The sequence below is a fragment of the Streptomyces sp. NPDC055103 genome, from assembly GCF_053607625.1.
Genome location: NZ_JBSGTX010000001.1, coordinates 65,047 through 80,706, shown reverse-complemented (window position 1 = coordinate 80,706; position 15,660 = coordinate 65,047). Strand labels below are relative to the sequence as shown.

Below are 15,660 nucleotides of genomic sequence, written 5' to 3'. Positions count from 1 at the left end.
GTACGGACCCTTCGTGTCGGTGCGCCGGGGCGGTGCGGTTCAGAAGAGCGAGTTCTGTACGGGTTCGTTCGCTTTGGCGCGACGTCCTGCGACCCGCGTGAGGTGGTGGAGCGTGGTGGGGGTGCCGGTGGTCTCGGCTTCGGTAAGCAAGCGGGCGAAGAGGTCGGCGGTCACCCGGACGTCGGCCATCGCCCTGTGGCGGTCGACTGGCTTCGCGATGCCGTAGTGGTCAAGGAGGGTGTCAAGGCGGTAGTCCGGCTTGCCGGGGAGCACACGCTTGGCGAGCGGGATGGTGTCGATCAGGTCCGTCGCGGCCAGCCGGGGGCAGTGATCGCGGGCGAGGTAGATCAGGTTGCCCTCGGTGCTGGCGTGGTGGGCGACCAGTAGGTAGGGGCCGCCGGTCAGGCGGGAGTCAAGGGCGGCCATGGCTTGCTCCGGGAGCGGAGCCTGGTCGAGCATGGCCGGGGTGATGCCGGTCTGTTGAGTGTCGAACGGGGTGAGGGGGGCAAAGTCCGGCGGGCGCATGAGCGACTCGAATTCACCCTCGGCGCCCCATCGTCCGTCGCGGCAGGTCAGGGCGAGGGCTGCGACCTCGATCGGCTGGGCCGGGTGGCCGGTGGGGGTGGTGGCCTCGAAGTCGATGACGACGAAGGTTGTGGCCGTGAAAGCGGGGTCGGCCATCAACGGTCCCATGCGGCGGCCTCCTTGGTGATGATGGCGGCGTACTTCTCGAGCCGCGTTTCGTCGTCATGTTCGGTGAGGATCACGGCGAGGGTGTGGTTGAGGATATGGGCGGCGCCGGGGCAGTCGGGCCCGTTTGACGGGGTGAGCATCGGCCGCTGGTCACAGGGGATGAGACGGAAGGTACCGGTGGAGTTGGGCACGCCCGCCTCAGCGAGGTGTTCGGCGAACGCGCGCGGCCCGGGAAGGGCGAGGTTCAGCAGCGGAGCGTAGTGGTTCCACGTCTCGTCCGCTGCCGGCTGGAGGGGCGTGATGTCGCGGACGTCTTCCAGGGCGTGGAGGAGATGCGCGGTCTGTGAGCGGCGGCGCTCCAGCAGGGCGGGAAGCCTGCGCAGGTTGGCCTGGGCGAGCGCGGCGAGCGGTTCGGCCAGGCGGCCGTTGATGGCGATCCGTTCCTGGGGGCGGCTGCCGGGTGGGGGCTGTAGCCAGTGGCTGCGGAAGGCTCGGGCGTGTGCGGCGAGGTAGGCGTCGTCGGTCAGGATGTAGCCGCCCTCACCGCTCCACAGGATCTTGCCGTCCTTGGTGCTGAAGCATCCGGCGGCGCCGGCGGTTCCGGCCTTGATTCCGGCACGCGAGCTGCCTGCGGCCTGGGCGGCGTCCTCGATCACGGTGAGTCCCTGCGCGGCCGCGAACGCACGCAACTGGGCCGGGTCTCCCATCCTGCCCCACAAGTGAACGGGGACGATCGCCTTGGTGCGGTCCGTGACCTTGCGGGCGGCATCGGCGTAGTCCAGGTCGAGGGTGTCGGCGTCGCTGTCGACGAACACCGGCGTGGCGCCGAGCAGCACGATGGGTGCGGCGGTCATGACGACGGTGAGGGCCGGCACCAGGACTTCGTCGCCCGGTCCGATGCCGATCGCGGACAGCGCGGCGTGCAGGGCTGTGGTGCCGGAGGCAACCGCCACAGCGTGTCGGCTGCCGAAGGAGGCTGCGAGGCCGTGTTCGAGCCGGGTCGTGAAGGCGGCGCCGGCGGGGTCGGGCATCCCGGCCAGCGCGGCCGCCATGTCTGCGGCGAGGGCCTCCCCACCGGGGATCGGCGGCAGGCTGGTCATGCAGACTCACGGGCGAGCAGGCGGGGCATGCCGAGCACGAGGGGGCCCATGTTCACGCAGTCCCGGCTGAAGTGGGAGCAGTCCGTGCACGCCGGCCGGTCGGCGAACAGGGTCCGGGCATCCGCCCCGACGATCGTGCGCAGGGCGTGGGGCGGGGTGGCGGCGGTCCGCCGGTCGGAGGGGCAGTCCCACAGCGAGCCATCGGGCTGGATGAAGAAGAGCCGGGACCCGCCGAAGCAGTCCTTGACCCGTCCGCTGTCCTGGGTGGCGATCGAGGCGACGAACTGCCGCATGTAGGCGGGGTCCGGGATAATCAGGCCGCCAGGGTCCTGCTGAAGCTGGTGCAGCTGGTCGGCGACTGCCGGGGCCTCGTCGGAGGTGTGGCACAGCTCGTCGAAGAGCTTGTGATCGCGAGCGAGGGAGATCGGCTGCGGGACGTAGTAGTCGACGCCGAGTTCGGAGGCGAGCCGGGCGACTTCGGTGATCTCCTGGGGGCGGGAGCGCATGACCACGGTGTAGATGCCGACCCGGGGGCTCGGGCGGGGACCGCGCGCGTTCAGCAAGGTGCGGATGCCGGCCAGGACTTCGTGGTGGCCCACCCGCCCCGACCGGGAGGGGCGGAGCCGGTCGTTCGTGGCCGCGTCGGCGCTGTCGAGGGACACCGAGACTCCGTCGACTCCTAAGTCGACGAGACGCTCGGCGATGCCGGGACGGGTGAGCGGCACACCGTTGGTCGCGACGACGACCTGACACCCTGCGTCCTTGATCGTCTTGATCAGGGTGAGGGTGGGAAGCCAGTCCAGCGGCTCGCCGCCGGCGATGACCACGCGCTCGACCGGTGAGTCGGCCAGGGTCTTCGCGAACGCGAGCATGACCGTGTAGTCGAGGTCGCGGACGGGGATGTGGGACAGCACTCCCAGCCCTTCCGGGAGGGCTTCCTTGTGCTCCTTGAGCTCCCCGAAGTAGCAGTGGGGGCACTCGAAGGAACAGGGGGAGCGCAGGGCCCACAGCAGGGTGATGTCACGGGGCATGGTGGGCCTCCCGCTGGGTCGCGGCGGCGCGCACAGCGGATTCGACAGCCTGGGCGGTCTCGTCCGGGTTGTGGCCGGTCACGTCGATCACGGTGAACCTGCCAGGGTCGTCGGCGGCCAGGTCCTGGTAGAGCTGGTCTGCCTGCTCGATCACGTCCAGGTCTTCCTTGGTGAGGTCGCGGCCGATCCGGGTGGCGAACCGAGTCGCGCAGACCGCGCGGTCGCCGGTCAGCAGGATCGTGGCGTCCGGCAGCGGCCGCCACCGGCGGCCGGCGGTGAGGATCTGTTCGGCCACTGCCCGGGCGGGCGTCTGCCGGTGGTAGGTGTGCAGGATCGCGCCCTGGTAGACGGCCACGGTGTCGATGCCGCGGTCCTCGAGTATCACGTCGATGCCGGCCGGACGCGCGGAGCGGAGGCGTTCGGTTTCGCGGACCTTGAGGGCCAGCAGCGCCAGGGTCTCGACAACGGGGTGTCCGGTGCGCAGGAAAACGTCTCCGCTCGCGGCGAGGGCGGCGATCACCTGGCCTGGCAGGGTGTCGGCGGTCTGGTCGGTCAGCTCGTCAAGAAGCAGGCACCGCGGGCCGAGGGATGCGGCGGTCGCTCGGACCGCGGCGGTCTTCCCGACCCCGTTGATGCCCTCCACGCTGACCCAGAGCGGCCGGGTGGCGTCCCCGCTCACGCGGCGGGGGCCCGGAAGCGTGGTGGTGCTCATGCCGGCCTCCGGCATACATACAGCAGCTCGGTGGCCGCGTCGGGCACGGCGACGGCCGAGACCGTGTCCAGCAGGGCGCTCGGTACGCGGGCGGCTAGATCGCGGTACCAGGCGACCGCGCCGGTCCCGTACCGCTCGCCAAGCTCGGCGGCCACCTGGTCCGGCGCGGGCGGCAGCAGCCCGATCACGTCGTCCACGACCAGGCCGGCCCCCTCGACGGCCTGCTCGACCTCCTCGCGCGCCCACTCGTACACGTGGACCCGGTACTGCAACGGGCGCGGCGGCGGGCCGAATGCCTGCGGAGTGGACAGGAATAGCACTCCCCCGGGTGCGAGCGCGGCGGCCGTGGAGTGCAGGCTCTTCACGCCGAGGTCGTGCGGCAGGTGCTCGAGCGCCGAAGTGTAGATCGCGAGGTCGAACAGCGGCAGCTGCGGCCAGGGCGCGGCGACGTCGCATTCGACGAACTCGACCGGGAACGGGCTGCCGTACTCCTCCCGCAGGCCGGTAAGCCGCGTACGGGCCTCGGAGAGGTTGTCCGGGCTGATGTCGAGGCCGACGTAGCGGCCGGTCTTCGGCGCGTACCGGTGCAGAAGCGGCAGGGCCAGTCCGCGGCCGCAGCAGACGTCGAGGACCTTCGCGCCGTCCGCGCACCGTTCGGTGGCGATGAGGTGCTGCATCAGGTTCATCAGTCCGGTCGGCTTCGCCTCGCCGCGGGCGAGCGCGGCGTAGAAGTCGTCCATCTGGTTGGTGCTGTAGGGGCCGATCATGGGTGTGCCCGGCCGGGTGCGGTGCTGCTCGTCCAGTTCAGTGCCCATGCTGTTCCTCCCAGGGGAAGACGACCCAGGTGTCCGTCAGCGATGCGATGTAGTCGATGCGGGAGCGAGGCTCCGGCCCGTCGGTCCAGTTGGCCCGGTTGACGGTGAGCACGGCGGTTCGCAGCCGCCGGGGTTCGAGGGTCTTGATCAGCCAAGCCGTGTGGGCGAGAGTGGAACCGCTGCCGGCAATGTCGTCGATGAGTAGGACGTCCCGTCCGGTCAGGTTCCCGAGCGAGGCCGTGTTGATGGCGGTCGGGCTGGCCGACTTTGCCGCGTCGATGCCGTCCGCCACGGTGTGGGTGACCTCGACGGTTCGCACGTCACGGATCCGGAGCTGGTGGGCGAGCATCACGGCCGGGATCATGCCGCCGCGCATGATGCCCACCACGGTCTGCGGTGCGCCGTCCGTCGCGACGCGTACGGCGAGGCTGCTCGTGGCGGAGGTGATGGCGTCCCATGTCAGGGTCAGCGCGGTACCCGGGTCAGCGTCCACGCTCGTCCTTCCACAGCAGGATGTGCAGGCGGGTGGTCATGGACCAGCCTCGGGCGATGACCGGATCGGCCAGTTCCCTGCCCCGGCGGATCACGTCGTCGGGGCTGGTGCCCTCCGGCATCACGAACACCGGAGACAGGCCGAAGCTGTCAACGACCTGCTGGACTTCGTCCAAGTCCTCGACCCGCTCGACGACGAACTTGAAGACGGCTCGCCCGCTGCTGGAGAGGACGCTCAGGGCCTCGGGGACAATCCGGCGGCTCTCCTCCCCGCCCGCGTTGGAGAGTTTGGGCGAGACGTTGAACCTGACCCCGTCGATGAGGAGGTCCCTCGCGGGGGCGATGGTCCCGTTCGTCTCGAACTCCACCCGCTTGCCCTCTTTGATCAGGTGGTGCACCAGGGGCACCAGGCGCTTCTGCTGGAGGAGCGGTTCGCCGCCGCTGATCACGATCAACTCGGCGTCCATCTTCGACAGCTCGTCGCCGACTTCCGCGAGGGTGCGCTTGGCGGAGTTCTCGCGCCGCGGGAACCGGGTGGTGTCCCACGTGTACGGCGTGTCGCAGGGCATGCGTTCGGCGCAGGCCAGGTTGCAGCCCCACAGCCGGAGAAAGCCGGCCAGCGTGCCGAGGCTGGTGCCTTCGCCCTGGAAGGTCGGTCCGAAGATTTCCGAGACCAGCAGCTCGGCCGGCTTGCCGAAGCTGGGGGTGTCTGTGAGCGAGGTCATTTCGTGGTCTCCAGGTCGTATTGGGCCCAGGTCTTCCCGGTCTCGCTCACGCGGACCGCCTTCACCCGGCCGTCGATGTGCGGTTCCAGGTTCTTCACCGCCCACTCGGCCAGATGCATGGCCAGCAGCTCGGAGGTGGGTTCGAACGACAGGACCTCGTCGAGGTTTTCGTGGTCGAGCTCGTCCTTGAGGTACTGCTCGAACGGCTGCAGGTTCGCGAAGTCCGTGACGAACCCCGGGCCCACGAGCTCATCCGAGGTGAGGATGAGCTCGGCGGTGTAGCTGTGGCCGTGCTGCCGCGCGCACTTGTGGTCCGGGCCGAGACTGACCAGCCGGTGACCCGCTTCGAAGGTGAAGGTCTTGCCGATGGTGATCGTTCCAGGAGGCATAAGCATGCTCCTCACGAGTGGATGGATGGGGGACGGGTGACTCGGTGACCAAGCGCGCGCAGTCTCTGGCCAAGCTCCTGGTAGACGGAGTGAGCGAAGGCGTACTCGCCATCGCTCAGTTCGTCGCCGAGACCCCGGAGGTTCGCGGTCACCTGCTTCAGGGAGGTGAATCCGGTGAGTACGACCGCGTCGGGGCATCGGCGCAGGGTGTGGTGGAGGGCTACGCGGACGAGCTCCTGCGGCGCCGTACCGAACCGGTCCCTCAGCGGCTGCAGCCCCCGGTGGAGGACGTCGAGGACCGATGCGGGGATCGCGGTGCGGACATCACCGGCCTTGAACACCGATTCAGGGCCGTACTTGCCGGTGAGCAGTCCCATCGCCAACGGCTGGCATACGAGGGTGGCTGCCTCGTGGCGGCCGCTGAAGCCAAAGACGTCCTTGTTGCTCTGGTCGTCATGGAGATCTGGACTCAACGGGTCGTACGTCGTGCTGAGCACATCGGGCCGGACTCGCTGGAAGAGGTAGGCGAACCGGGCCGCGCCTTCCGCTCGTGCGGGGGCCTCGATGCTCGTTGCAGAGCGATGGGGCGTGATCATGCCGAGCGCCTTGACGGCCCCCAGATCTCGAAGAGCCTGAAGGGTCTCCAGTGTTTCGTTGAGGTAGCGGTCGCGGGGACCGAAGTCGTGGTGCTGAAGGGTGAGGACGTCCAGGTAGTCCGTTCCGAGGTTCTCCAGGCTCTGCTGGATCTGGCCGTGGAGGGTCAGTGCGCTGTAGCCACTGAGCCCTGTGCCCTGGAACGCGCCGACTGCGCAGGTCAGTCGGACGCTCTCCCGGGGGACCTGTGCGAGCATCCGCCCGAGCAGCCGCTGGGAGTGTCCGAACCCGTAGACGTCGGAGGTGTCGAAGACGGTAACGCCGAGGGCCTGGGCCTGGAGCAGACCGTCGACCAGGTCACCGTCATCGGCGGCCGCCCAGCCCGCAGCGCGGCCGCGATTGCAGGCAGGGCCGCCAAGGGGGCGACAGCCGATGCCTAACGGGAACTCATCCCGCCCGGCTACCAATCGGCGCCGGCTCACGTGGGAAACGGTCACGGAAAGGGGCTCGCTCTCATCGCGTTAGACGAGGGGATCAGAGATCGCTGGCCATACGCATCAGCCAGGGGACGCCCCGGGAGTCCAAACCGTCCAGAACGGTCCTAGCTGCGGGGTGCCCTGCATTCACGGTGGCAGCGCGTCGCCCAAGCCGTCCAGGTGAGCAGGGGATCACCACGGAGGTCATTCGGCGGGACAGAGCCGACTCGCAACGGGCAACTCGTTTACCAATGTGGCGTTTTAGGTACCTCGTCGAATGCTCGGCGCGGCGCTGCGAATGACCCCTGCCGTGATCCCTCGCCGCTCTGGCTTCCTCTGCACGCGGAACGGCACGCTGATGCCCGGATCTTGAGAACTACCGAAGCAGGCGGTCGCCCGCCCCCGAATTCTGGGCGAGCGCCCCCGGACCGCGAACGGAGCGCAACGCGAAAGGGCCTGGGCTGCTGCGGTGCGATGTGATGTATTGAGACGGGAGACGACGTCATGCCGGGCTACGTCAACGGGGCAACCAGGCTGCGCATCCGCGTACCTGGACCGCGTCGTCGTCCCCGGTTCAGGCGCGCCGGAACGGCCGCAGGTACCAGCGCCGGGTTGCCCTCCCGATCCGCCCTCGCCCCTTGGGGTGCCTGTTTCCTTGCCCGCTGGCGGCGGCGTGAAGGCAAGCCTCTGCTGCCGAGCAGCGTCGTTCGGGCGCCCGATCGGGTAGAGCCAGCCTCCGAGCAGCGCAGTGCCCGATCCAAGACCTGGGAGCTGACCGGTGTACCGCCGCCTCCCCCAAGGTCCTGGAGGAGCACGCGCCGCAGATGACCGAAGCCGGCGGCGCCACACACAAACGCCGACGGAGTTCGTCCCGCCCCTGCTAGCTCAGCCCGCTGGCCAGCATGCCCTCCGAGCTCCATCCACGAGCCTCCGGCCTCGCGGGCCTGCACCCGTGCAACGCGTCAGCCGCCAACCAGAAAGGGACCCGGCCCTCATGGCATCCATCCAGCCCCCAAGCCTCCCGCTCCGAGGGGAGGCCCGCCACTCGTATAGCGCTCAACTCGCCAAGGTGTACGAGAGCGAGCAGCTCAGCATCCGGGCGCTCGCCGCGATGACCCACACCTCCTACGGCCTGGTACACCGACTGCTCAGCGAGGCAAAGGTCCGCTTCCGCGGCCGTGGGGGAAACCACAGGACTCAACTCGTAGATCTGTGAGCACCACCCACAAGGGCAAGCTCCCGCATGCTCGGGCGGAAACGCTTGAGGGGTCCCTATGTCGGCGTTTCGGCCACCCCCCTGCCGGACCACGACCCCCTTGCCACAAGGGTCGGTGCACCCGGCACGAACGCACCTTCGCTCAGTCACGGGGTTCGCACGGCGTCCGAAAAACGTGTGTTCGACGGGCCCGGCCTTGTCGTTGAGCCTCCCGACACCCGAACCCCCTCCCTCCTGGAGAAAGCCATGTACCCCCTTCCCGACCGTCTTGCCGCTCCCGTTCCTGCCGGGCCTCTCCCGCCCTTCGGGGGCCACGTCAGCGCTCCGAGGCCTCGTCGAGGCGCCGGCGCATTCCGCTCAGCACGTCCGGATACGAGGTGGGGGGCATGAAGACCGCCGCGGACAACGCATCGCCCACAGCTGGGGCGGATACCCATTCGGCTTCCGAGCAGCTGCTGTTCGGCGGTCAGCTCGACTACGACCAGGGTTGGAACCAGTACCGCGGGACCTGGGTGAAACTGGGCATGTGGAGCATGGCCGTGAGCTTTCCCCGGCAGGTCGCCGTCGCCGTCCGACTGGCGAGGCAGGCCGACCGGAGGGCCCTGTACACGGTGGCGGTCAGCGAGTTCGGCCGAGGCCTGACGCAGGCGTTCACCCTGGTGGCGGTGAACGCGCTCCTGGCCGAGTTGCTGGCGACGGGGCCCCTGGTCGACCGGCTGCGGGCGTCCGTGCCGGCGCTGGTGCTCGTCTCGGTGATGTCGGTCCTCTCCTCGCTGCTGAAGTCGGCATCGACCGCCTCGACGGGAGTCCTGGAGCCGAAGGTCCAACGGGTCGCCACTGAGCGGTACTTGGGCCTTGTCGCCCGGGTGGAGATGAACGCGATCGAGGACGACGCCTTCCACAAGCTGATGGACTCCGCACAGTGGGGCGCGGACGGGGCCCGGCGGATGGTGGGCTACTGCACGGCCGTGGTCGCCTCGGCCATCTCGCTGGTCGCGGCCGCGAGCGTGCTGACGGTGCTCCACTGGGCACTTTTGCCTCTGCTGGTCGCGATGGCGCTGCCCAGCGCGTGGGGATCGTTGACGATGGCCCGGGCGCGGTACGCGAGCTGGCACCGGTTCGTCCAGCACGCGCGCGCGGCACAGCTGATCAGCCGCCTGCTGATCGATCAGCAGGCGGCGGGCGAGGTCCGGGTCCATGACGTGGGTCCGTTCCTTCTGGAGCACTTCCGCGGTATGGCCAAGACCAGCGAGCGGGAGCAGACCCGGCTCGCGTGGGTGGCAGCCCGTACGGGGCTGTTCGCGGACGGGGCTCGCGGTGTGGCAACGGTGGCCGCATACGGGGTGCTCCTCCTCCTGCTGTGGAACGGGCAGATGGCGCTCGCGGTCGGCGGTACTGCGGTCCTTGCGATCCGGGCCGGGTCGGCGAGCATCACCGACCTGGTGCTGCGGGTCACCGATATCCAGGAGGAGTCCCTGTTCGTTGCCGACCTGGAGCGGCTGTGTGCCGAGGCGGAGCGGCGGGCGATCCCGGATACGGGCGTGGACGTGCCGGAGGACTTCGACGCGATCCGATTCGAGAAGGTCTCCTTCTCCTACCACGGCGCCGAGGAACCGTCCCTGCGGGAGGTGGACCTGGTCATCCCTCGCGGCAAGACCGTGGCCCTGGTAGGCAAGAACGGATCGGGTAAATCAACCATTTCGAAACTTCTGTGTGGCCTACACCTACCTGCTTCTGGCCGCGTTCTGTGGGGAGACGTCAGTGCCGCTGCCGCGTGCCGGGATCGGATCTTCTCCCGGGTGGCGATGGTCGCGCAGGACTTCGAGCGGTGGCCCTTCACTTGCCGGGTGAACATCGGCATCGGCCGCAGCGACGTCGCGATGGACGACACGGTCATCGAGGCCGCGGCCGCGTACGCGGGAGCCGATGAGGTCGTCAAGGGGCTCCCACGCGGTCTGAGTACCCTGCTGGCCCGCGGCTACCGGGGCGGGCAGGAACTCTCCGGCGGACAGTGGCAGAAGATCGGCCTGGCCCGGGCGAAGGCTCGAGATGGTCAGGTGCTGATCGTCGACGAGCCGACCAGCGCCCTCGATCCGGCCGCCGAGCAGCGCGTCTTCGACCAGATCCACCGGCTCGCCGGCACCGGCCAGACCACCGTCCTGATCACGCACCGCCTCCACAGCGTGCGCCACGCCGATCTGATCTACGTGTTGGACGAGGGCCGGGTCGTCGAGCACGGCACGTTCGCCCAGCTCATGGACCCTGCCACGAGCACGGGGGCGTTCCGGGAGGCGTATGAGCTGCAGGCCCGCCAGTTCGCTGCCCCTTCGGTGCCGGCACAGCCCGCCCCGGTGAAGGGCACGTCGAGCGAGCCCGGCAGCCTCCTCGACGAGGGGGAGGTGCTGTCGTGACGCCCACCTCACTGGAGTCGAGAATCTCGCTGGTCACGCTCCTCCTCGCTGCCGACTTCGATGTCCTGCCTTCCTCCGTGGCGGCGGGCCCGGCTGGGACCGACACCCAGAACTATGTCGCCAGGACCGAGGCCGGTCGTCACTGGTTCGTGAAGACCTACGCGGCGGGTACCGACCTGGGACAGGCTGAGCGCGCCGCCGCGCTCAGCGAGTACGCGCGGCTGTGCCGGGTTCCGGTCGCCCCCGCCCTCTACACCGTGAACGAGAACCGTCTCATCGCCAAGCACCAGGACCTGGCGATGTCGGTGACCAGGTTCATCCCCAACGCGGTGACGGCGGAAGGGCGGCTGACCGGGCACCGATGGGAGGCCGTCGGCGAAGCGGTCGGGCGCCTGCACCGGGGCCTGGCCCGGCACCAGTTCGGCCCGCCGCGACTCGGCCCGAGGGACAAGGCCATCGACCTGGCACGGAACGCGGCACGGCTGGAGGATCTCGTCTCCCGGTACGAGGCGGCGCCGCCTGTCACGGAGTTCGAGCGGTGGGCGGTGGCGACGGCCCGCGAAAAGCTGACGCGGCTGCCGGAAGTGGAGCAGCTGCTGGGGAAGGTCCCGCGGGCGATGCTGTCGCAGGTGGTGCATGGGGATCTGTCGGGTCCGAACGTGCTGCTGAAGGGCGAGCGGGTGGCCGCGCTCGTCGACTTCCACCCGCCTGTTCGGCGGTCTCCGGTCTGGGAACTGGGCCGCTTGGCGCTCGACCCCCGCACTGTGCTCTCCCAGCCGGACTGGCCCGAAGGCCTGGGCCGGCTCACCGCCGCCTACCGCTACCTGTATTCGACAGTGGGAGTGGAGGAGCTGGTGAGCGTGGTGCGGGTGACCGCTGCCGCCCTGGCGCTGTCGGTGTATCCGCTCAATACGGTCGTCGACGGACTCGGGCCGCCCACGCCGTCGCTGGAGGCGTACGCCCGTGCCCGCCACCAGGCCGCCGCGGTGCTGCGCGAGCGCCTGGACGAGGCCGAGGGGATCCTGCGTGACCGCCTCAGCTAGATCCCGCCCTCCGCACAGTGTCTCGCCGACATCCCCTGCCGGTGGGACGGCCACGCCATCCGCTGGGCTTCCCACTGCTGGGCCCTTGAGCTTCGTGAGGTTCTGACATGCCGCCTTTCCCCTCCCACATCCATACCCTGGTCACCGCCTACCTCGACCGGCACTCTGGCGAACACGACGCCCTGGCCGGGCTTCTGGCCGCGCTGGAAGCTGCCGGCGATCCGACCAGCCGCACCTCCCTCCCCGGCCATGTCACCTGCAGTGTCGCTGTGATCGACCGCGACGCGCGGGTCCTGCACGTGCTGCACCGAGGCACTGGGCTGCTGCTCGCCCCGGGTGGCCACGTCGAGTCCAGCGATGAGACTCTGCTGGCCGCGGCCCTGCGGGAGGTCAAGGAGGAGGCCGGGATCCCGGCCTCCGCCCTCGTCCTCACGCCGGAGTTCCGGGACAGGCCGATCGACATCGACGTCCACGACATCGACGCCAACCCCACCAAGGGCGAGCCGGCGCACCAGCACTACGACTTTCGCTTCGTCGTCCACCTCGCCGACGACGCACCAGACCTCACGCTCCAGGCCGAGGAGGTCGACGGCACAGCCTGGCTCCCCTTCAACGAGGTCTCTTCCTCCACCCTGCGCGCCAAGCTCGTCGTCTCCGGGCTGGACGGCGTGATCCGGTCGGTGAACGCCGGCGCGGTCATCCACGACGGGCGCGGCCAGTACCTGCTGCATCTGAGGGATGCGAACAAGCCCGAGATCTGGGAGCCGGGGTCGTGGTCGCTGCTCGGCGGCGGCCGGGAGCCTCAGGACGGCACGCTGCTGGACACGATGCGCCGCGAGCTGAGGGAGGAGGCGGGGCTGGAGATCGCGGACCTCCGGCCGTACGCGGTCGAGTACGCCACCGTCACCGATGGCACCCGGGTACCGATCCAGCTGTTCACCGGCCGATGGAGCGGCGACCCGTCGACGCTGCCACTGGCCGAAGGCGTGATGGTCACCTGGGTCCGCCCTGAGAAGTTCCCCTTCATGACCATGGTGCCGTCGACGAGGAAGATGCTGGAGCGGCACGCGGCCGAGCACCCCGTACCCGCCGTCAGGACAGGGCCGGCTGCGGTCGTGCCGGCGAAGGCACCGTCGGGGACCGTGCTGAACGTCGTCGGCGTCCACCTGTACCTGGAGCGCGACGGCCACGTCCTGCTGGGCCGCCGTCATCCCGATTCGGCGTACGCGGGCGGATCCTGGCACGCCCTGGCCGGTCACCTTGAGGCGGAGGCTGCGACCGCTGGCCTGGTCCGGGAGGCGTACGAGGAAGCTGGGCTGGTGATCGACCCGGCCGACCTCGAACTCGTGCACACTGTGCACCTCGTTGACCGGCCCGGAGGCCAGCCCCGTATCGGTCTCTTCTTCCGAGCCCGCCACTGGGAGGGCGTGCCGGAAGTACGGGAGCCGGACAAGTGCGTCACCTGGCAGTGGTGGAGCGCCAAGGACTTGCCTGAGCCGATCGTTCCCTACACCCGCGCCGCGATCGAAGGCATCCTGGCCGGCCGCCTCTACACGGAGATGGGCTGGTCGCGTTGACCGACTTCGCCGCCGTCGGCGCCGCCTACGCCACCCACTCCCGCACTGCCCGGGGTCGCCTGCGCCACGATCTAGTCGCCCGCCGCCTGCTGGCCGAACTTCCCGCCGGGGCCGTGCGGGTGCTGGACGTCGGCTGCGGCGACGGCGAGATGACGCTCCGGATCGCCGCGGCCGGACACCACGTGACCGCGACCGACCCGTCAGCCGCGATGCTCGGCGCCGCGGCCCGTCGCCTGGCCGCCCGGCCCGAACTCGTCGCGCGGGTCCGTCTCCTTGAAGCCGGTATCGAGGACCTCTTCCTCGACGGAGACCAGTTCGACGCGGTGTGCTGCCACGGCGTGCTGATGTACCTGGACGACACGCCGGGCGCGGTTGCCCGGCTGGCCGGGCTGGTCGGACCGGGCGGACCGGGCGGACTGCTGAGCATTCTCACGAAGAACCGGGCCGCGATCGGCTTCCGCGAAGCCTTGCGCGGCGATTACCCGGCGGCGCGCCGTCTCATCGTGGGCGGCGCCGACACGAGCGTCGGCAACCTCGGCCTGGACACACGAGGAGATACGGCCGAGGAGCTCGACCGGCTCGCGGCCGAGCACGGCCTCACGCCGCTGGACTGGCAGGGTCTCCGGGTCTTCACCGACCGTCACAACGATGACTGGGACCCAGACCCCGGCGAGTACACGCAGGCGCTGGAGACCGAGTGGGCCGCGTCGACGCGGGACCCCTACCGGCAACTCGGACGCCTCGTGCACACGCTGGCTCACCGCGAGCCGGAACGGAGCACACCGTGACGGCCACCACCACCCCCGGAGCGAGAACATCCGCCGCCGGTGCCGCTGCTGGCACGCCGCTCCGGCAGGCGACACCGCCCGAGCTGCAGTCCCGCGCGCAGCAGACGTCCGTCTGGCTCGTCTCTGGTGTGCGGCCGCTCGCCGCGCTGACCGCGGGCGGGATCGCCGCCGCGTTCGGTGTGTGGGCGGCGTTGCTTGCAGGGACCCTGCTCTACCTGGCCCCGGTCGCGTTCCTGTGGGCATCTCCCATCCGCCGCATGGCCACCATGCCCGAGCCGGCGTCGGCGCCCCGCCGTCCTGCCTCACTCACGGAGGGCGATCGCCATGAGCACTGACCTGTCGGGTCTCTCCACCGATCCAAGCAGCCGTCGCGCCGCCCTGGTCCACCGTCTCGAAGCCGACGGCGTGCTCAGCGACCCGCGCCTGCGCGAAGCCCTCCTGCGGGTGCGCAGGGAGGTTCTCCTCCCTCACGCCTATGTCCGCGTCAGCGGCCCGGCAGCGGATCCGATCGACTGGCGCCTCCTCGACGGCTCACACCTCGACGACCGGACGGAATGGCTCGACCTCGTCCACGAAGGCGACTCCGTCCTCCTCCAGCGTGACGGAGAACCCCTCGACGCCCTCGGGCGCGGGCCGGTGACCGGTGGCCATATGACCTCGATGTCCAGCGGGCTCCCGTTCACCGTCAGGGCGCTCCAGACGCTGCAACTCGCGCCCGGACAGCGGTTCCTGGACCTCGGGCCGGGTCCGGGGATCTCGCTCGCGCTCGCCGCCACGATCACCGGACCCGGCAACGCTACCGGCGTCGAACGGGACCGGCACATGACCACGTTCGCCCAGCGGAACCTGGACCGGCTCGGGCTCGGCGTCCAGGTCGTGACCGGCGACGCCCTCGACGGGCACCCGGCCTCGGCTCCGTACAACCGGGTCCATTCCGGGTTCGGGGTGCCCTGTGTCCCGCCTGCGTGGGTCGATCAGCTCGCCCCCGGTGGACGGCTGGTGACGACGCTCGCGACCAGGACACCTAGCTGGCCCGGGCAACTGCTCGTCACCCGCACGCCGCAAGGCCGGATCGAGGCCGTCCTCAGGGGTGACCGGCGCGGCACTCGGCCCTTGCTCGGCTACCAGTGGCTCACCGCCGTCCACCACCGCCCCCGCATCGTGGCCGACCCCGGCCGACCGCGCGCCACCCGGCTGGCGCCGCCGGAGCGGAAGGCGTACGGCTTCTGGCTCGCGGCCGCGTACCTCGCTCCGGGGCTCATGTGGGACTTCCAGGACGAGACGATGAGGATCGTCGCCCCCGGCGACGACTCCTGGGCCGTGCCCGGCCCCCAGGAAGGGACCGTCCGCGTGCATGGGTCGCGGGATGTGTGGGCCGAGCTCGAGGCCCTCCACGACCGGTGGGAGCTCGCCGGACGACCGGACGTGTATCGGGTCGAGATCCCCGACGGCGGCGGGCCACAGCACGTCACCTCCGGCGCCCGCGGCAACGCTCTGGAATGGGTGCTGCCCACACTCGCCACCGTCCCCCGCCAACCCGCCTCCACCTCGCATCCGGCGAAGGGCGAACTGTGATCCTGGACAAGGCCGAGGGGGTA

General features: G+C 70.0%; 16 protein-coding genes. 7 read left to right on the top strand and 9 right to left on the bottom strand.

The window, feature by feature from the left end; genetic code table 11:
• Positions 1-39 precede the first annotated feature (39 nt).
• Genes ACWFR1_RS00435 through ACWFR1_RS00395 form a run of 9 tightly spaced genes read right to left on the bottom strand, consistent with a single transcriptional unit; the run spans position 40 to position 7,033 of the window.
• Positions 40-693, bottom strand: a complete 654-nt coding sequence (locus ACWFR1_RS00435) for a 3'-5' exonuclease (protein WP_453544970.1) — start codon at positions 691-693, stop codon at positions 40-42.
• Positions 681-1,793, bottom strand: coding sequence for a DegT/DnrJ/EryC1/StrS family aminotransferase (locus tag ACWFR1_RS00430; RefSeq protein ID WP_453544969.1), 1,113 nt, complete (start codon positions 1,791-1,793; stop codon positions 681-683). Before ACWFR1_RS00430 ends, ACWFR1_RS00435 begins: the two co-directional genes overlap by 13 nt.
• Positions 1,790-2,824, bottom strand: a complete 1,035-nt coding sequence (locus ACWFR1_RS00425; RefSeq protein ID WP_453544968.1) for a radical SAM protein — start codon at positions 2,822-2,824, stop codon at positions 1,790-1,792. Before ACWFR1_RS00425 ends, ACWFR1_RS00430 begins: the two co-directional genes overlap by 4 nt.
• Positions 2,814-3,536, bottom strand: a complete 723-nt coding sequence (locus ACWFR1_RS00420) for a dTMP kinase (protein WP_453544967.1) — start codon at positions 3,534-3,536, stop codon at positions 2,814-2,816. Before ACWFR1_RS00420 ends, ACWFR1_RS00425 begins: the two co-directional genes overlap by 11 nt.
• Positions 3,533-4,351, bottom strand: coding sequence for a class I SAM-dependent methyltransferase (locus ACWFR1_RS00415; RefSeq protein ID WP_453544966.1), 819 nt, complete (start codon positions 4,349-4,351; stop codon positions 3,533-3,535). The genes ACWFR1_RS00420 and ACWFR1_RS00415 overlap by 4 nt, the downstream gene beginning before the upstream one ends.
• Complete coding sequence (locus ACWFR1_RS00410; RefSeq protein ID WP_453544965.1) at positions 4,341-4,844, bottom strand: phosphoribosyltransferase; 504 nt, start codon at positions 4,842-4,844, stop codon at positions 4,341-4,343. The genes ACWFR1_RS00415 and ACWFR1_RS00410 overlap by 11 nt, the downstream gene beginning before the upstream one ends.
• On the bottom strand, positions 4,834-5,568 hold the full coding sequence (locus ACWFR1_RS00405; protein WP_453544964.1) for a 7-carboxy-7-deazaguanine synthase QueE: 735 nt from the start codon (positions 5,566-5,568) through the stop codon (positions 4,834-4,836). The genes ACWFR1_RS00410 and ACWFR1_RS00405 overlap by 11 nt, the downstream gene beginning before the upstream one ends.
• On the bottom strand, positions 5,565-5,957 hold the full coding sequence (locus ACWFR1_RS00400) for a 6-carboxytetrahydropterin synthase (RefSeq protein ID WP_453544963.1): 393 nt from the start codon (positions 5,955-5,957) through the stop codon (positions 5,565-5,567). Before ACWFR1_RS00400 ends, ACWFR1_RS00405 begins: the two co-directional genes overlap by 4 nt.
• A gap of 11 nt (positions 5,958-5,968) precedes the next feature.
• The gene (locus ACWFR1_RS00395; protein WP_453544962.1) at positions 5,969-7,033 is read right to left on the bottom strand and encodes an aldo/keto reductase; all 1,065 of its coding nucleotides are present in this window, start codon (positions 7,031-7,033) and stop codon (positions 5,969-5,971) included.
• 988 nt (positions 7,034-8,021) lie between these two features.
• Between ACWFR1_RS00395 and ACWFR1_RS00390 the strand changes: the two genes are divergently transcribed.
• The 7 genes from ACWFR1_RS00390 (at position 8,022) to ACWFR1_RS00360 (ending at position 15,637) form a co-directional block, all read left to right on the top strand.
• The gene (locus ACWFR1_RS00390) at positions 8,022-8,243 is read left to right on the top strand and encodes a helix-turn-helix domain-containing protein (RefSeq protein WP_453544961.1); all 222 of its coding nucleotides are present in this window, start codon (positions 8,022-8,024) and stop codon (positions 8,241-8,243) included.
• Between the two features lie 386 nt (positions 8,244-8,629).
• Positions 8,630-10,654: an ABC transporter ATP-binding protein gene (locus ACWFR1_RS00385; RefSeq protein ID WP_453544960.1), complete on the top strand. Its 2,025-nt coding sequence runs from the start codon at positions 8,630-8,632 to the stop codon at positions 10,652-10,654.
• The gene (locus ACWFR1_RS00380) at positions 10,651-11,697 is read left to right on the top strand and encodes a phosphotransferase (protein ID WP_453544959.1); all 1,047 of its coding nucleotides are present in this window, start codon (positions 10,651-10,653) and stop codon (positions 11,695-11,697) included. Before ACWFR1_RS00385 ends, ACWFR1_RS00380 begins: the two co-directional genes overlap by 4 nt.
• A gap of 107 nt (positions 11,698-11,804) precedes the next feature.
• Positions 11,805-13,274, top strand: a complete 1,470-nt coding sequence (locus ACWFR1_RS00375; RefSeq protein WP_453544958.1) for an NUDIX domain-containing protein — start codon at positions 11,805-11,807, stop codon at positions 13,272-13,274.
• Positions 13,271-14,062 carry a class I SAM-dependent methyltransferase gene (locus ACWFR1_RS00370; protein ID WP_453544957.1) on the top strand — a complete coding sequence of 264 codons (792 nt, stop codon included), beginning with the start codon at positions 13,271-13,273 and terminating at the stop codon, positions 14,060-14,062. Before ACWFR1_RS00375 ends, ACWFR1_RS00370 begins: the two co-directional genes overlap by 4 nt.
• Positions 14,059-14,397 carry a hypothetical protein gene (locus ACWFR1_RS00365; protein ID WP_453544956.1) on the top strand — a complete coding sequence of 113 codons (339 nt, stop codon included), beginning with the start codon at positions 14,059-14,061 and terminating at the stop codon, positions 14,395-14,397. The genes ACWFR1_RS00370 and ACWFR1_RS00365 overlap by 4 nt, the downstream gene beginning before the upstream one ends.
• Positions 14,387-15,637: a methyltransferase domain-containing protein gene (locus tag ACWFR1_RS00360; protein WP_453544955.1), complete on the top strand. Its 1,251-nt coding sequence runs from the start codon at positions 14,387-14,389 to the stop codon at positions 15,635-15,637. The genes ACWFR1_RS00365 and ACWFR1_RS00360 overlap by 11 nt, the downstream gene beginning before the upstream one ends.
• Positions 15,638-15,660 lie beyond the last annotated feature (23 nt).

Bases quoted from the DNA above. Each gene is read 5' to 3' on its own strand.
- ACWFR1_RS00415 (WP_453544966.1), bottom strand. From the start codon at position 4,351: ATGGGCACTGAACTGGACGAGCAGCACCGCACCCGGCCGGGCACACCC.
- ACWFR1_RS00430 (WP_453544969.1), bottom strand. From the start codon at position 1,793: ATGACCAGCCTGCCGCCGATCCCCGGTGGGGAGGCCCTCGCCGCAGAC.
- ACWFR1_RS00435 (WP_453544970.1), bottom strand. From the start codon at position 693: ATGGGACCGTTGATGGCCGACCCCGCTTTCACGGCCACAACCTTCGTC.
- ACWFR1_RS00420 (WP_453544967.1), bottom strand. From the start codon at position 3,536: ATGAGCACCACCACGCTTCCGGGCCCCCGCCGCGTGAGCGGGGACGCC.
- ACWFR1_RS00405 (WP_453544964.1), bottom strand. From the start codon at position 5,568: ATGACCTCGCTCACAGACACCCCCAGCTTCGGCAAGCCGGCCGAGCTG.
- ACWFR1_RS00425 (WP_453544968.1), bottom strand. From the start codon at position 2,824: ATGCCCCGTGACATCACCCTGCTGTGGGCCCTGCGCTCCCCCTGTTCC.
- ACWFR1_RS00360 (WP_453544955.1), top strand. From the start codon at position 14,387: ATGAGCACTGACCTGTCGGGTCTCTCCACCGATCCAAGCAGCCGTCGC.
- ACWFR1_RS00400 (WP_453544963.1), bottom strand. From the start codon at position 5,957: ATGCCTCCTGGAACGATCACCATCGGCAAGACCTTCACCTTCGAAGCG.
- ACWFR1_RS00385 (WP_453544960.1), top strand. From the start codon at position 8,630: ATGAAGACCGCCGCGGACAACGCATCGCCCACAGCTGGGGCGGATACC.
- ACWFR1_RS00390 (WP_453544961.1), top strand. From the start codon at position 8,022: ATGGCATCCATCCAGCCCCCAAGCCTCCCGCTCCGAGGGGAGGCCCGC.
- ACWFR1_RS00375 (WP_453544958.1), top strand. From the start codon at position 11,805: ATGCCGCCTTTCCCCTCCCACATCCATACCCTGGTCACCGCCTACCTC.